The following is a 14,185-nucleotide window of genomic DNA, read 5'->3' as shown; positions in this document are numbered from 1 at the left end:
AGATTTGGCGCTTTTTTTATTATTAGCTTCAGTAAATTTGCAGATTACTTCTTTTTCTGCCCTTCCCGATAGTTCCCATTTGCCAAAAGACATTTACACATAGCTGTTAGAAAACTTCCTAAAGTCTGCAAGCTGTGATTCCCCGCTGCAAGGAGTGTTCGATATGTTTTCTCAGGATGTTCTTGATTTAACCATTAAGAAGCTAAAGGCTCAGACTGCCAATATCTTAACACTGTCTAACTTATTCTTAGGGTGCTTTGCTATACTATTTTCTATTAATGACAATTTGAAATTGAGTGTGCTGCTGATCTTTATCGCAGCTCTTGCTGACCGATTTGATGGGATGGCAGCAAGGAAAATGAATATTGAATCGGAATTAGGAAAGCAGCTGGATTCGATGAGTGACATTATTTCGTTTGGAGTTGCACCTGCACTGCTCCTTTACATGGGAGTACTTTATGCATTCGGGGCACCCGGCGCCTTCCTGACTGCTCTATATATAGGATGTGGAGCTTTGCGGCTCGCCCGGTTTAACATTAGTGAGAATAACGGCTATTTTACCGGCCTGCCAATAACAGCTTCCGGATGCCTCGCCACTTTATGTTTTCTGGCTGTCCCTTATTGGCCTTCACCTATATTCCTTTTCATAATGCTGATACTTTCAATTTTAATGATAAGCCCTTTCAGGCTGAAAAAAATGTAAAAAAGCCGTGCTCAAAATAAGAGCGCGGCTTCTATATTTTATTTATCACCTGTTAATGCAAGGAACTCTTCCACATCATCCATGCATAATTGCACGGCACTTTCCCAGAACTCAGGCTTGGTTAAATCAGCATTTAAATGCTTCATCGCTAAGTCTTCAACTGTCATCGATGCAGTATCCTTTAATAATGCTATATATTTTTCTTCATATCCTTTCCCTTCTTTTAGTGCCTGTGCATAGATTCCGAGCGAGAATAAATACCCAAAAGTATATGGGAAATTATAGAATGGCACGCCAGTAATAAAGAAATGCAGTTTTGAAGCCCAGAAGGACGGATGATACTCATCAAGCGCGTCGCCATAAGCCTCTTTTTGGGCTGCCGCCATGATGTCATTCAGGCGTTCGGCACTCACATTTCCCTGTTTTCTTTCTTCATAGAATCTGGTTTCAAACAGGAATCGTGCATGGATATTCATTAGCAGTGCAACCGATCTTTGTACTTTATCTTCTAATAGTGCCAGCTTCTCTTCTTCTGACCCTGCTTTTTTCACTGCGGCATCAGAGACAATCATTTCTGCAAAAGTAGAAGCTGTCTCTGCAACATTCATGGCATAATTTCGATTCAGCAAATGAAGATCTCTCATTGCATATGTATGAAAACCATGCCCGAGTTCATGTGCAAGGGTAGAAACATTGGATGGTGTCCCTGAGTATGTCATAAAAATTCTTGATTGGCTGTCTTCAGGAAAGTAAGTATGAAAACCGCCTGGCGCCTTTCCTGGACGATCCTCTGCTTCAATCCACTTTTCTTCAAAGGCTTTTTTAGAGAATAAGGTCATCTCTTCTCCGAATTGGGCAAACTGCTCAAGGATAAATTCTGCGCCCTCCTGATAGGATAATTTCGTTTCTGACTCGGAGAGCGGCGCATCCAGGTCATACCAGCTTAATTTCTCTAAACCTAAAAGCTTTGCCTTTCTCTCCAAATATTTAACAAGAGGTGCTTTATTTCGGGAAATTACCCCCCACATTGTCTCCAAGGTTTCTTTTTTCATCCTGTTTAAATCCAGCGGTTCCTTAAGAAAGTCATCCCAGCCTCTTAATTTATATACATTTAATCTAAAACCGGCTAAGTGATTTAGAGTCTTGGATAGATAGTCAGACTGGCTGTTCCATGACTTTTCCCAATTATCAAAAACTTCTTTGCGCAACTTTCGGTCAGGGCTTGAAAACTTATTGGAAGCCTGCCCAACTGACAGCTGTTTTATCTCACCATTTTCAGTGCATGGAATCTTTATGTTTCCTACTATTACGTCATACATCTGGCCCCATCCATGGTAACCATCAACAGCAAGAGCATTAATGACAGTCTCTTCCTCCTGCGAAAGCTTTTCTGAGGCTTTTTCGCGGCGCTCGCTTAATACAAATGAGAGTTCATTTAAATTTTGATCACCTATTATTTGCTCCCATGCACCGTGATCTAAACTTGCCAGCTTCTGATCAAATACAGTTAAAGCGTTTTGAAAACCTGCACTCAATTCCGTAGTTGCGCCTCTAAGGTCTTTCGCTTTTTTGTCTTCGGTATTTTGTGCCTGAAGACAGCTGACAAAGGCTCCGGCCTGGCGCACTTTTCTTGCCGTCTGCTGAAACAGCTCAATAATTTTACTTATTTCATCGGCATCTTCAGCTGAGTTAGAAGGCTCCCAATTATGTATTAGATTAGAAAATGAATCAATATGTTTTCTTGTTTCCTGTAAATGCTGTTTAAATTCAGCTGAGTCGCTTCCACCCTTAAAAAAAACATCTAAATCCCACACGGACGAATATGCTGTTGCAGTCATATAATCCCCCCTTAAAAAGTTTCGGCTGCAGAAATATTATACCTTGATTTTTCCGAAATTTCTATAAAATAACACATAAAAGAGCCCATATCCTAAGATATGAGCCAATTGCTGGTTATCGCTACCTGAAATAGCCGCCATAATAAACAAATCCCCCAAAAACAAGCAGCAGGATCAGCAGGACAACTGCGAGGGCCAGCCAGAACCCGCCTCCGCCATAATAACCGCATGGATAAGGAGGGGGAACAGGATACCCGCCATAACCATAAGGCATAACCAATTACCTCCCTTCGCCTTCTATTACTAAGATATGTATTAAATGGACAATCGCTTAGGCTTTTGTACTAAATCGCGGTTTAAAACTGATGTTTTCTTAGCACCTCTATTAGAATAATTCATAGAATATACTAGAAGGAATTTTATGGGAGGAGTGTTAAATGAAGATTATCTCAATCTGCAAAAAATGCAAAGGCACAGGCAGCATAACAGCATGTAAATTCATAAAGAAAACCTGCCCTGCCTGTAAGGGGTCTGGCAAAATGACAAAACACCTTTCCGATATCATGTATCAGGAGAGAAATAAGTTTTTTCTTCATTCATAACAGGTAGCCATTAATTTGAACCCTTCCACAGGCAAGGGTTTTTTATTTTTTGCTGAAATACTATATAATGACATCGATAATTATAACCATTGAAAGTTATGGATTGGAGTGAAACAAATGAAACATGGCAGAACGATTTTGGCGGTTCTCCTTTTATTGCTCACTGCCGGCTGTTCTGTGGAGGATGAGCAAAGTAAGAAAACTGCTGATGAACCTTCAAATAAAACTTCAGAAGCAACTGATTATACTATTATTGAGGCCTCAGCCCAGCAAATCGAGCATATTCAAGGAATTGGATATCCCGGAAATGATGCCGGACTTTACCTTTCATCCAGCGAAGGCTTAAAATTTTTCAAAGATGGCATTTGGCATGAGACGACTTCTCTTAACCATGACTATATGGGATTTCAGGCTGTCAAAGATGGATTTATCGTCAGCGGCCATCCTGATAAGAATTCCGTTATAAAAAACCCTCTTGGAATTGTGAAAAGTACAGATAAAGGAGCCTCTTTCAAGAAACTGGCTTTTAGCGGAACAAGTTCCTTTCCTTTTCTAGCTGCAGGCTATGATACCAATCTAATCTATATGATCAATCAGGAAAATAACGATGAACTCAAGGCAGGTGTATACCGCTCTCAGGACGCAGGAAAAACATGGGATCCAGTCAGCTTAAAAGGACTTGAGGCCGACACACTTGGTATGATTGCAGCACATCCAACTAATCCTGAAATCATGGCCATGTCAACAAGAAGCGGCATCTTTTACTCACAGGATAAAGGGGAAACTGTAAAGTTAGTATCTGAGCCAATTATGGCTACAGCCCTCGCATTTACGGAAAACAGCTTGTATTATGCCTATGCAGATCAGGAAAAGGTCCAAATGAGCAAAATCGATCTTAAAACGATGGAAAACTCACAGGTTAGTATCCCTTTTCTCAGCTATGACAACCCTATTACATACATTGCTGCCGAACATAAATCTGACGGAAAGCTTGCTGTTTCAACTTATTTAAAAGATGTATATGAATCTGCAGACAGCGGGGAGAACTGGAAGCTCCTATTGAAAAACGGCAGAATTAAATAACTAAAGGGACAGTCAAACTGTCCCTTTAGCTGTTACTTTTCCTTTTTTCTTTTTCCGCCCGATAAAATTCATGAAACATTTTCATTAATGCTCTCTTTTCAATTCTGGAGACATAACTTCTTGAAATGCCAAGCTCTTTGGCAATTTCTCTTTGTGTTTTTTCTTTTTGCAGGTCAAGTCCGAACCTGCCGACAATGACTTCTTTTTCTCTGTCATCTAAAACATCAATATACTCCTTCACTTTTTCCAGCTCCATATTTAGCTGAATCGTATTAATAACATCCTCAGATTCCGACTTAAGAACATCAATAAGAGATATTTCATTGCCTTCTTTGTCCTGCCCAATAGGATCATGAAGGGATACATCTTTTTTAGTCTTCTTCAGTGCCCGTAAGTGCATCAGTATCTCATTCTCAATACAGCGGGCTGCATAGGTGGCAAGCTTTGTGCCTTTCCCTTCCGAATAGCTCTCGATGGCCTTTATCAGTCCAATTGTCCCTATTGAAATCAGATCCTCAGAATCCTCCCCTGTATTTTCGAATTTCTTTACAATATGGGCAACGAGCCTTAGATTATGTTCAATAAGCATATTACGGGCATGCGAATCGCCTGCAGCCATCAAACGCAGGTATTTCTTTTCATCTGCAGGAGACAGCGGTTGAGGAAATGCATTATTTTTTACATAAGATACAAGAAACACTATCTCCTTAACCAAAAACCCGAGTGCAGTTAAAATACCGGACATCGTTCCACCCCCGCTTATAATGCGTTCAAAAATGCCTATAACTAATTCCTATGTATGGATGGAGTTGTTTTTGTCTGTCCAATTCAGATAATTTCCTCAGAAAAAATTCCGCCCCTCACTTTTTCAGCCAATAGTCCTTCAATAAAGCTTTTCGCTATGATGATAGGATATAATTATTCATGGTATAATTTTTATCGCCTGCGTGCGGTATACATAGCTCCGTTTCAAGTTATATAAATAATCAGGAAGAAAGAGGTCTTGATAATTTGAATGGTCAGAGAATAATTTTAGCCCTCGTATTTTTTATTGTTTTTCTTGACAGCCTTGCAAAGTTTATTTTTGAAGGTTTTTCTTTAAAGACCTTGCTGATATTGCTCGCAGTTTCTGGAATTGTCCTATTTCTCTGGATTTACCCTAACAAAAAGGACTGACTTCTCAATCCGGTAGTCAGTCCTTTTTTTTATATTTCATATTACTCTATTACGCTTACCTCAGCAGAAATGATGCAGCCGACAGTACCGCACACAACTAATCCCATTACGATCCAGAACATCTTCCACACCCCTTTTTTAATTCCTTATTTTCTTTAATGTAACATGGTTTCTGCTTCAGAATATGGGAGGAATGTGAACATTCTGTTAATCCGCATCAAGTGGATCAGTTCCTTTTCTTTCGGAATTTCAAAGTTAAAATTAAAATATGCAAAGACATGCTCCTTACCTCCTAACCGGTTACAGCTTTGTTAGGTGGAATCTTTCTCCACCCAGAAAATTGCCTGACGTCCTTGTAAAATGTAAATCATTTAACAAACCACCTTTCTTGTTTTTTTGTCACTGAAATTAAAATGGACGGTAAATTGAGAATTGACGATCACGGTTTTGTTCAATAATTTTTTTAGCCATTTGTTCACGAACAACATCTTCTGCTGATACGTGACGTTTTTTAATCGTGACTGTCAAAAATAAGATATTTAATGTCATTAGATATTCCACCTCCTCTTTCATATCCTGCCAAAAGGCATAAAAAAGCCGCAAAGAGATATACTCCCAGCGGCCTGCCATTTAGGCATAAAAAACCGCAGGGCACAATTCTCCCTGCGGCATGGATATGTAATGTCAATAAAGCAAATCTAAGCGATCCATTCCATGTAGGTCGAATTTGTACAATATTTATTTAGCTGTGTTTCTAATACAATTGCAGTTAACATCATTTCATTCGACCTCCTTTTTAGAATTTTCACTTACACTGGTAATTATATCCACGATTATGCAGTTTGTAAACCTTTTTTATTCACTTTTATTAAAAATTTTAATTTATGAAAAAAACGCCCGGAAATCCGGGCGTTGATTTTACTTATTTTCTCATGAGGTATTCCTGGCCTTCATCTGTTTCATTCAATTTCGTTCTGCATCGTTTGGAAAGGATAAAGAAAAGGATTGAGCCTATAAGGAAAGCTGAAGAAGATCCAGCCATTATATATAAATCAGAAACTGTATTGGCAGTGTCAGGGATAATTAAACCAATGTAAAAAAACGATCCGACAGCGAGCAATGAAATTGCAAACCGCTTGAAATCAACCATTTTTTGATATAAGTGCTTTGCTTCGTTCATCATGTATTATCACCTTCTAAGAAAGACTATATTTCTACTTTAACATACTTAGCAAGTTTGAAGGTGATGTAAATAATGTAAGATAGGAAAAAAAGGGAAAAGATTATCCCTTTTTAAAGTTATTTGTTATTCTTAAGGGCATCTACTATCTTCATTACGAGTGTAGCAGAATGAAGTGCTGCCTTCTCCAAAAATTGTTCAAATGAAACATCGGATTCTTTTCCTGCAATGTCTGACAGGGCACGGATGACAACAAAAGGAGTCTCAAACTGATGAGCAACCTGAGCTACCGCTGCAGCTTCCATTTCTACTGCCTGAAGGTCTGTAAATTTATCACGGATATAATCCACTCTTGCAGGATCACTCATAAAGGAGTCACCTGTTGCAATTAACCCTCTTACAACCTGGATATCCCCGATTTCCCTGGCGCATGCTTCAGCAACCTGCACGAGGCTGTGATCGGCTTCGAATGCTGCCGGCAATTGAGGTACCTGGCCATATTCGTAGCCAAAAGCGGTAACGTCTACATCATGATGTCTAACCTCAGTCGAAATTACCGTATCTCCCACATTCAGTTCAGGATTAAATCCTCCAGCTGAACCGGTGTTAATGACATAATCCGGCTTGTACCGCTCCAAAAGAATGGCAGTCGACATGGCTGCATTCACTTTGCCTATTCCAGAACGGAGCAGCACAACATCCGCACCATTCATTTTTCCTGCTGTAAACTCGCATCCGGCAATAGTATCCTGTTGCTTATCTTCTATTTTATCTCTAAGTAAAGTAACTTCCTCTTCCATTGCTCCAATAATAGCTATTTTCATTTTAAAACCTCTTTCTGATTTTTCTATGCTTTGATTACATTCATGGTATTAGCATGCCCATATGATTTATGCAAACTCTATTCTACCATCATAGACGGGATGTTTGCCATTTTCGTAAATAATTCAAGCATTAACCTCTCAGGTTTTGAAAGTTGCCAGACTAAAACTCACCCCATAGAATAAAAGATAGTATCGAAGGAAAGGGGGAATTATGATGAATTTCCAGTTTGATTTGATAGAAGATAAGGTTGAGTTTTATGAGGCTCCTACTTTAAAGGAGCTTGAAAAGAAGATAAATTTACAGATTGAGCATAATAAAGCCATCCTTTTATCTGTCCACCACGTATCGCATCAAATGCATCTTGATGAGAATGGAAGGACTTACTTCTCGGCAGCGGTCCACTATAAAGCAAAAAAATAAGGACGCCTCGGCGTCCTTATTAACTAATTTATTTCATTTAAGACCTCTACCCTGGATGGCTTCCATCCTTCTCCGTCAACCCAGTCTATATAGACACGGTACTTTTCACTTTGATCTTTTGTGGAAATTGTCCCAACAGAGCTGTTGGGCCCATTATTTCCAAGGAACCAAACAGTCATATTCCCCTGATCAACACCTGTAGCATAAGAAATGGCACTGAGCATTTCCTGCCAATCTGCATGATTTTGATCGTAGACAGCAGTATGCTCTCCGGTTTGAGAGGTTCCCACTGGTTTCCATGCTGGATTTTCAATCGTTTTTTCAACGTCAGGCCCGCTTCCGCCTTCTGTTACGACTTGTTCTTTATCTTCTTCAGCATTCTCTTCTGGTTCTTTTTCTTCTTCTTCAGACTCGTTATCTGCTTTCTCTTCGTCTTTATCCTTGTTTTGCTCTATATCATTGCCCTTATCTTCCTTGTTTTTCTCATTTTGCTTCGATTCCGATGCCGTCTGTTCCTCGGCAGGAAGTGCCTGGTCATTATTATTACCGCCAAAGAATATTTTGGCTGATACAACAATAATAAGGATGATGACAAGTGCAATAAGGCTATTTAAGATAATATTGGTTTTTTTTCTTTTTTCCCGTTTTCCAAAACGGGATTCTCTGTTATTCCCTTTCAAGACTTTCTCCTCCCCAATCTGTTATCAGACTTATAGGCATAATAAAAAATGAGTAGAAATTATTACCCCAGCCGTCTGCCCGCGGGCTATATCCCAAACAGCGGCTGTCAACATTCTAACATGGAATCAGGTTATCTTAAAAGAAATAACCTATTGTCACATGTACTACCGGCAATTAAATGGACGACAGCAGCATATGGAAAGTTACACTATACCATATTTGTTTACTGGTCTGCAGAGCCCAATGGAGGAGTTTTTTGTTTATGATTATAGTTATAGACTTCTTTGACGATATCAGCAAAGAGCGGATTCACGCCTCCAGTGTCTTCAGTAACCTCCAGATTTACAGTTACAAGGGCATATTTTGGATTTTTATATGGAAAATAACCCGCGAACCATTTATTGTGAAGCTGCTTTCCATCTGCCATTATACCCGTTTCGGCAGTGCCGGATTTCCCTGCAACTTCGTAAGGAAGTTCTTTAAACCAGCGGCCGGTCCCTTCTTCATTGATTACCACTTCCCTTAGCAGCCTTTGAAGCTTCATAGCGGTAAACGGGGCAATTATTTCTCCCTGCAGCTTCTGTTTCTCGAATTCTATTAGGGATGTACTGTTTTTATATTCTATTTCTGAAGCAACCCGGACCATTTCTTTCTCTCCTCCTCTGGCTATAGTTGCCATCATGTTAGCAACAGCTATTGGAGTAGCTCTCACTTCATGCTGTCCAATTCCTGTCAGGCCCGCAAAATTACTGTCTTTCTTAGCATCTTCAGACAGAAACACCCGTCCTTTTTCTTCGTCCTGAAGCTGTTTAAAATCGCTGAAGTGATAAATATCTCCCTCCCAGCTTACAGGACCTATTAATGACAGTTTGTCTGCATACTCCTCAAGGAGATCCGGGTTAATATCTTTTAACTCCTTAGCAATGGATGCAAATGTATTATTACAGCTCCTGGCAAAGCTCTCATCGAAATTCAGCATGCCATGCTGATATTTAAGATCCGGTTCCCCATTTATTTTCCTGCTGCAGTCAAATTGCCTCTTAGGATCGTCCAGACCATGATCAATTGCGGCTGCTGCCACTACCGTCTTAAACACCGATCCCATGATCTGCTGTTTAATCATATGGTTAATCGTCCCTTTGCTTTCTTCATCAAATGGATTATGTTTATTAAGGGAAGGACGCGACACCATTGCCAAAATTGAATTAGTCTCTATATCAAGCAGGACAATACCGCCTTTTTTAATCCCATGCTGATCCGCCAATTTTTCCGCCATCATCTGCAAGTCGTAGTCCAAAGTTGTCCTAATATTAACCGGATAAAAGGGATTTGCCGGTTCAACATATTTTACATCGATGCCAAACAGGGGTCCTCCTGTTCCATCTACATGATAAACAAGTTTTGATGCCCCTTCAGGAAGCAGAAATTCATCAAAGCTCTTTTCCAGGCCAGTAATGCCTATCATTGTGTCAGGAGACAGATCTTTGTCCGGGTACCTTTCATTAAGGACGTCCTGATTTTGGCCGGTAATTCCAATTAGCTGGGATGCGGGTTTTTCGGAACGGCTGTATTTCTTTTCAACAGCAAAGACACCCGGAATTTTCAAATCATTGATTTTCTCCATTTGATCGTAAGATAGCTGAATGGGCTGCGGGCTTCCAAATGCAAAAGGTTCTTTAGCATTCTCAACAGAATGACGCAAAGAATACTCTGAAGCACCCGTAATTTCAGATATCTTTTTTATATCCCAATCCATTCTTGCGAGGAAGGGGAATAATATAAGAACAGATTTGTTTTCAAATGTCATGGGATTACCGCTGCGATCAAGAAAATCCCCTCTCCCGGCATCGATAATCATTTCCTGGGAGCGCTGACGGACACTTGCTTCCAAAAGATTGATTTCCCTGCCTGTAAAATGCTCTGTTGAAACAAGCTGCAGCTGTATAAGCCTTCCCATTAAAAAACAAAGAATTATGAAACTAACGATTAGCCAGCCAACTGCTCTTTTTCTCCACATAAAAAAACACCTCGTCAAAAGTCTTGACGAGGTTTTCTGATTTCAAACCAGCTATTCTTATTTAATGGAAACAATGCGAACGTTCATTTCTCCTCCAGGAGTCTGAACGGTAACTTCGTCTCCGACTGTACGTCCAATCAGGCTCTTGGCAATTGGTGAATCGTTTGAGATTTTACCTTCAAAAGGATCCGCCTCGGCACTTCCTACAATAGTGTAAGTTTCTTCGTCTCCATCCGGAAGCTCCACGAACGTAACGGAACGGCCAAGTCCAACGATATCTCCAGCCATTTCTTCTTCTTGAATGATTTTTGCATTGCGGATCATATTTTCAAGAGTGGTAATCCGGCCCTCAACAAATGCCTGCTCTTCTTTTGCTGAATCATATTCCGAGTTCTCGGAAAGATCTCCGAAGCTTCTTGCGATTTTTATACGTTCAACTACTTCTTTGCGTTTAACCGATTTTAAGTATTCAAGTTCCTGCTCAAGTTTTTCTTTACCTGCCTGTGTCATTGGGAAAACCTTTTCTGTAGCCAAAACCTTCACTCCTTCGAATTACACATCCTTTTAAAGGATGTGTTCTATAATGTATGTACTTCTTTTTATCATATTATCAAGAAAATGAACAGGAGCGCGTCCTTTGTTAAAGGGCGCGCAGATCATCTTTTTATATTGACCGGCTCTGAAAGATTTAGCTGACGGTTATATTGAACCGGGACAAGCAATAGATCTAAAAAAGCCACTCGGTAAAAGGATAAGTCCTATAGAACATTTTCAATGCTATTGTTTCATAAAAATGACTTTTGTTCAAGAATTGTTTGAATTTTTGTGACCATTAAATCAATGGCAACGTAATTATGCCCGCCTTCGGGAATAATGATGTCAGCATATCTTTTCGTCGGCTCAATAAATTGATTATGCATTGGCCGTACAACATTTACATATTGTTCAATGACTGAATCCATGGTGCGTCCCCGCTCTTTTATATCCCTGAATAAGCGGCGGATGATCCGAAGGTCTGCATCTGTATCTACATATAATTTCATGTCCATCAGATTACGGAGCCTTTCATCCTCAAGAATCAGAATGCCCTCTAAGATGATAACATCCTTTGGTTCGACTTCAATTACTTCTTCAGACCTTGTATGCATGGCATAATCATATACAGGCTTTTTTATCGGCTCATATTTCAGCAGGCTTTCAATATGTTCAATAAGCAGGTCGTTGTCAAATGCAAGCGGATGGTCATAATTTGTCTTCAGTCTTTCCTCGAAGGGGAGATGAGTCTGATCCTTATAATAATAATCCTGTTCGATCATAAGGATTGAGTGCCCTTTGAATCGGTCATAAATCGCTTTAGTTACGCTCGTTTTTCCTGAGCCGGAACCGCCGGCCACCCCAATTACAACGGGTTTGCGTTTCATTGATTAGAGCTCCTTTCGCATCATGTTGTCAGGGTATACCGGCTTATCAACTTTAAATTGAACAATTTGAAGCGGATGGCGCGCTGCATCCAGCTCATTGCCTTTTTCATCCCATATTTTATCGATGACTTGTGTAAAGTTTTCAATTTCAGGGCCGAAGAATTCTACTTCCTCTCCAGGCATAAATTTGTTTCTCTGCTGAAGGGTAACAATTTGTGTTTCCGGATTGTAATCCAGCACAAGCCCGACGAAATCGATATTCGTCTTTTTGCTATGATTTCCAAACATTTGCTCTTTATACCCAGGAACCCCTTCAAAGAAAGCGGTCGCTGTTTCGCGGTTTGCACATTTATCAAGCTCTTCAAGCCATTCCTGCTTAATCTGGAAGTTGTCCGGATCTGCACAATAGGCATCAATCACTTTGCGGTACACGCTTACTACTGTTGCAATGTAATGGATGGATTTCATGCGTCCTTCAATTTTTAAACTGTCAATTCCCAATTCAATCATACGCGGAATGGATTCAATCAGCTTAAGATCTTTAGGACTCATCGCAAATGGAGCATCTCCTTCGGTGTATAAAGGAACTTCATTTTCTCCTTCAAGCTGATATAAATCATAATCCCAGCGGCAGGACTGGCAGCAGCCACCCCTGTTGGAATCACGTGCAGTCATATGGTTGCTGAGTGTGCAGCGCCCGGAGTATGCTATACACATCGCCCCATGAATGAAGGTTTCAATTTCAATATCAACCTTCTCCTTCATTTCTTTGATTTCCTCCGCACTTGTTTCACGCGCAAGGACCACACGTTCCAATCCTTCTTCCTTCCAGAACTCGACTGCCTTCCAGTTGGAGAGGGATTGCTGTGTGCTTAAATGAACTTCTATCTCCGGTGCAACACGGCGGCAGGTTTCAATGATGAGCGGATCTGCCACAATGATTCCTGCAACTCCTGCTTCTTTAAGTCCCAGCAAATAATCCTCAAGACCCTCAATATTTTCGTTATGAGCAAAAATATTGGTTGTAACATAAATCTTCGCTCCGTATTTTTTGGCGAATTCGACGCCTTCTTTCATCTCTTCAAAAGTGAAGTTGCCTGCGTTTGAACGAAGGCCGTATTCCTGACCGCCGATAAACACAGCGTCGGCACCATAGTGAACGGCAATCTTCAGCTTTTCAAGGTTTCCAGCCGGAGCAAGCAATTCAGGCTTTTTTACAATAACCCGTTTGCCGTTGACAATTTCGGAAATTTTTTCTTTTACCGCTGCCATAGAGCTTCCTCCTCTTTCTTTTTAATATAGTCAATTTAGTAGACAGTTTCCTTAAAGAAGAATCCGGTATCAAGCGGACGATTCGCCGGCTGAATTTCTTCAACTTCAGTGAGAAGACCGTCTTTTATGTCATCGTATTGGTCCGGATCTTCGACACATAGATCAATAGCTTTTCTATAGAGTTTAGTCACTTCAACAATATACTCAGGAGTTTTTAATATCCCGTCAATTTTAAATGAATCAATGCCTGCTTCAATCATTTCCTGCAGTTCATCTATAATGCAGATGTCATTAGGACTCATGATATGAGTGCCATTGTCATCTTCAAAAATCGGGTATTTATTTTCCCGTTCCTTATCGTGAAGGAACATATTTTTTTCCTGTTTGCGGTTTTCAACTTCCAGGGCTTTCCCCTGGTATTCATAATAATTGCCCAGCAGGGAGCGCTTTGATTGGAACATGGCAGTCATGCCATGAACCTGCACTTCAATTTCCACCTCGGCATTCTCTTTTATTTCAATGATGGCATCCATATTAATCTCTCTTGCAAGGACTGCGCGTTTTGCACCTTTTCTGCCCCAGTAGTTGCATGTATACCAGTTTGTTGCAGTAGTTTCTGTATTCCAATGGAGCTTCATGTCCGGCGCAGCCGAGCGGGCGGCCATTAATACAGCAGGATCTCCAAATATAATTGCATCAGCATTTATTTCTTTCAGGAAACTGATGTAACCTTCAAGTTCAGGCACTTTATCATTATGAAATAAAGCGTTCATCGCCACATACACTTTTTTCCCATGCTTGTGTGCAAGTTCAACCGCTTCTTTCACATCTTCCCTCGTGAATTCCCCTGCAAGTCTCAGTCCATATCGCTGTTCTCCTACAACAAAGGCATCTGCACCTGCAGACACAAGGGGCCCGATATCTTCAACACTTGTTGGCGTTGCCAACAGTTCAGGTTTTTTCATTA

At 40.4% G+C, this 14,185-nt stretch carries 15 protein-coding genes; 3 read left to right on the top strand and 12 right to left on the bottom strand.

Features of this window, described 5'->3' with window-relative positions; translation table 11 throughout:
• Positions 1 to 163: 163 nt before the first annotated feature.
• Positions 164 to 703, top strand: a complete 540-nt coding sequence (gene pssA, locus ACTHRG_RS13890) for a CDP-diacylglycerol--serine O-phosphatidyltransferase (protein WP_222497715.1) — start codon at positions 164 to 166, stop codon at positions 701 to 703.
• A gap of 38 nt (positions 704 to 741) precedes the next feature.
• Here pssA and ACTHRG_RS13885 read toward each other — a convergent pair whose 3' ends face one another.
• The gene (locus ACTHRG_RS13885; RefSeq protein ID WP_440231379.1) at positions 742 to 2,541 is read right to left on the bottom strand and encodes a M3 family oligoendopeptidase; all 1,800 of its coding nucleotides are present in this window, start codon (positions 2,539 to 2,541) and stop codon (positions 742 to 744) included.
• A gap of 121 nt (positions 2,542 to 2,662) precedes the next feature.
• Positions 2,663 to 2,815, bottom strand: a complete 153-nt coding sequence (locus ACTHRG_RS13880) for a hypothetical protein (protein WP_252219457.1) — start codon at positions 2,813 to 2,815, stop codon at positions 2,663 to 2,665.
• A 445-nt stretch (positions 2,816 to 3,260) separates the two neighbouring features.
• On the opposite strand from ACTHRG_RS13880, the gene ACTHRG_RS13875 reads away from it, so the two are divergent.
• Entirely contained in the window at positions 3,261 to 4,226 is a 966-nt protein-coding gene (locus ACTHRG_RS13875; protein ID WP_440231378.1) for a F510_1955 family glycosylhydrolase, read from the top strand.
• Positions 4,227 to 4,251: 25 nt separating this feature from the next.
• On the opposite strand, the gene sigK is transcribed toward ACTHRG_RS13875, so the two are convergent.
• From sigK to mtnN, 4 genes are all read right to left on the bottom strand, one after another.
• On the bottom strand, positions 4,252 to 4,971 hold the full coding sequence (gene sigK / locus ACTHRG_RS13870; RefSeq protein WP_048010323.1) for an RNA polymerase sporulation sigma factor SigK: 720 nt from the start codon (positions 4,969 to 4,971) through the stop codon (positions 4,252 to 4,254).
• An 839-nt stretch (positions 4,972 to 5,810) separates the two neighbouring features.
• Positions 5,811 to 6,005, bottom strand: a complete 195-nt coding sequence (locus ACTHRG_RS13865; protein ID WP_286148028.1) for a YrzI family small protein — start codon at positions 6,003 to 6,005, stop codon at positions 5,811 to 5,813.
• 319 nt (positions 6,006 to 6,324) lie between these two features.
• The gene (locus ACTHRG_RS13860) at positions 6,325 to 6,585 is read right to left on the bottom strand and encodes a YrhC family protein (RefSeq protein ID WP_335689643.1); all 261 of its coding nucleotides are present in this window, start codon (positions 6,583 to 6,585) and stop codon (positions 6,325 to 6,327) included.
• Between the two features lie 116 nt (positions 6,586 to 6,701).
• Complete coding sequence (mtnN, locus tag ACTHRG_RS13855; protein ID WP_440231377.1) at positions 6,702 to 7,406, bottom strand: 5'-methylthioadenosine/S-adenosylhomocysteine nucleosidase; 705 nt, start codon at positions 7,404 to 7,406, stop codon at positions 6,702 to 6,704.
• Between the two features lie 214 nt (positions 7,407 to 7,620).
• On the opposite strand from mtnN, the gene ACTHRG_RS13850 reads away from it, so the two are divergent.
• Positions 7,621 to 7,827 (top strand): YrzA family protein, encoded by a 207-nt coding sequence (locus ACTHRG_RS13850; protein ID WP_440231376.1) that lies wholly within the window; start codon positions 7,621 to 7,623, stop codon positions 7,825 to 7,827.
• 23 nt (positions 7,828 to 7,850) lie between these two features.
• On the opposite strand, the gene ACTHRG_RS13845 is transcribed toward ACTHRG_RS13850, so the two are convergent.
• From ACTHRG_RS13845 to ACTHRG_RS13820, 6 genes are all read right to left on the bottom strand, one after another.
• Positions 7,851 to 8,507 (bottom strand): YrrS family protein, encoded by a 657-nt coding sequence (locus ACTHRG_RS13845; protein WP_440231374.1) that lies wholly within the window; start codon positions 8,505 to 8,507, stop codon positions 7,851 to 7,853.
• Between the two features lie 224 nt (positions 8,508 to 8,731).
• Complete coding sequence (locus ACTHRG_RS13840) at positions 8,732 to 10,525, bottom strand: peptidoglycan D,D-transpeptidase FtsI family protein (RefSeq protein ID WP_440231373.1); 1,794 nt, start codon at positions 10,523 to 10,525, stop codon at positions 8,732 to 8,734.
• Positions 10,526 to 10,582: 57 nt separating this feature from the next.
• The gene (gene greA / locus ACTHRG_RS13835) at positions 10,583 to 11,059 is read right to left on the bottom strand and encodes a transcription elongation factor GreA (protein ID WP_009333053.1); all 477 of its coding nucleotides are present in this window, start codon (positions 11,057 to 11,059) and stop codon (positions 10,583 to 10,585) included.
• A 251-nt stretch (positions 11,060 to 11,310) separates the two neighbouring features.
• Entirely contained in the window at positions 11,311 to 11,946 is a 636-nt protein-coding gene (gene udk / locus ACTHRG_RS13830; protein WP_048010331.1) for a uridine kinase, read from the bottom strand.
• A gap of 3 nt (positions 11,947 to 11,949) precedes the next feature.
• Positions 11,950 to 13,218, bottom strand: a complete 1,269-nt coding sequence (locus tag ACTHRG_RS13825) for a peptidase U32 family protein (RefSeq protein WP_440231372.1) — start codon at positions 13,216 to 13,218, stop codon at positions 11,950 to 11,952.
• Positions 13,219 to 13,253: 35 nt separating this feature from the next.
• Positions 13,254 to 14,183 (bottom strand): peptidase U32 family protein, encoded by a 930-nt coding sequence (locus tag ACTHRG_RS13820; RefSeq protein WP_440231371.1) that lies wholly within the window; start codon positions 14,181 to 14,183, stop codon positions 13,254 to 13,256.
• Positions 14,184 to 14,185: the final 2 nt, after the last annotated feature.

The sequence above is a fragment of the Cytobacillus sp. SAFR-174 genome (genome assembly GCF_051964675.1).
Classification (GTDB): domain Bacteria; phylum Bacillota; class Bacilli; order Bacillales; family Cytobacillaceae; genus Cytobacillus.
Note: the sequence above shows the minus strand (reverse complement) of the source record. Positions and strands in the feature narration are given on the sequence as shown.

What these genes read in the sequence shown, in the direction of transcription:
- ACTHRG_RS13850 (WP_440231376.1), top strand. Translation starts at nt 7,621, where the DNA reads ATGAATTTCCAGTTTGATTTGATAGAAGATAAGGTTGAGTTTTATGAG.
- ACTHRG_RS13840 (WP_440231373.1), bottom strand. Translation starts at nt 10,525, where the DNA reads ATGTGGAGAAAAAGAGCAGTTGGCTGGCTAATCGTTAGTTTCATAATT.
- ACTHRG_RS13885 (WP_440231379.1), bottom strand. Translation starts at nt 2,541, where the DNA reads ATGACTGCAACAGCATATTCGTCCGTGTGGGATTTAGATGTTTTTTTT.
- mtnN (WP_440231377.1), bottom strand. Translation starts at nt 7,406, where the DNA reads ATGAAAATAGCTATTATTGGAGCAATGGAAGAGGAAGTTACTTTACTT.
- ACTHRG_RS13880 (WP_252219457.1), bottom strand. Translation starts at nt 2,815, where the DNA reads ATGCCTTATGGTTATGGCGGGTATCCTGTTCCCCCTCCTTATCCATGC.
- pssA (WP_222497715.1), top strand. Translation starts at nt 164, where the DNA reads ATGTTTTCTCAGGATGTTCTTGATTTAACCATTAAGAAGCTAAAGGCT.
- ACTHRG_RS13860 (WP_335689643.1), bottom strand. Translation starts at nt 6,585, where the DNA reads ATGATGAACGAAGCAAAGCACTTATATCAAAAAATGGTTGATTTCAAG.
- ACTHRG_RS13875 (WP_440231378.1), top strand. Translation starts at nt 3,261, where the DNA reads ATGAAACATGGCAGAACGATTTTGGCGGTTCTCCTTTTATTGCTCACT.
- ACTHRG_RS13820 (WP_440231371.1), bottom strand. Translation starts at nt 14,183, where the DNA reads ATGAAAAAACCTGAACTGTTGGCAACGCCAACAAGTGTTGAAGATATC.
- sigK (WP_048010323.1), bottom strand. Translation starts at nt 4,971, where the DNA reads ATGTCCGGTATTTTAACTGCACTCGGGTTTTTGGTTAAGGAGATAGTG.
- udk (WP_048010331.1), bottom strand. Translation starts at nt 11,946, where the DNA reads ATGAAACGCAAACCCGTTGTAATTGGGGTGGCCGGCGGTTCCGGCTCA.
- ACTHRG_RS13825 (WP_440231372.1), bottom strand. Translation starts at nt 13,218, where the DNA reads ATGGCAGCGGTAAAAGAAAAAATTTCCGAAATTGTCAACGGCAAACGG.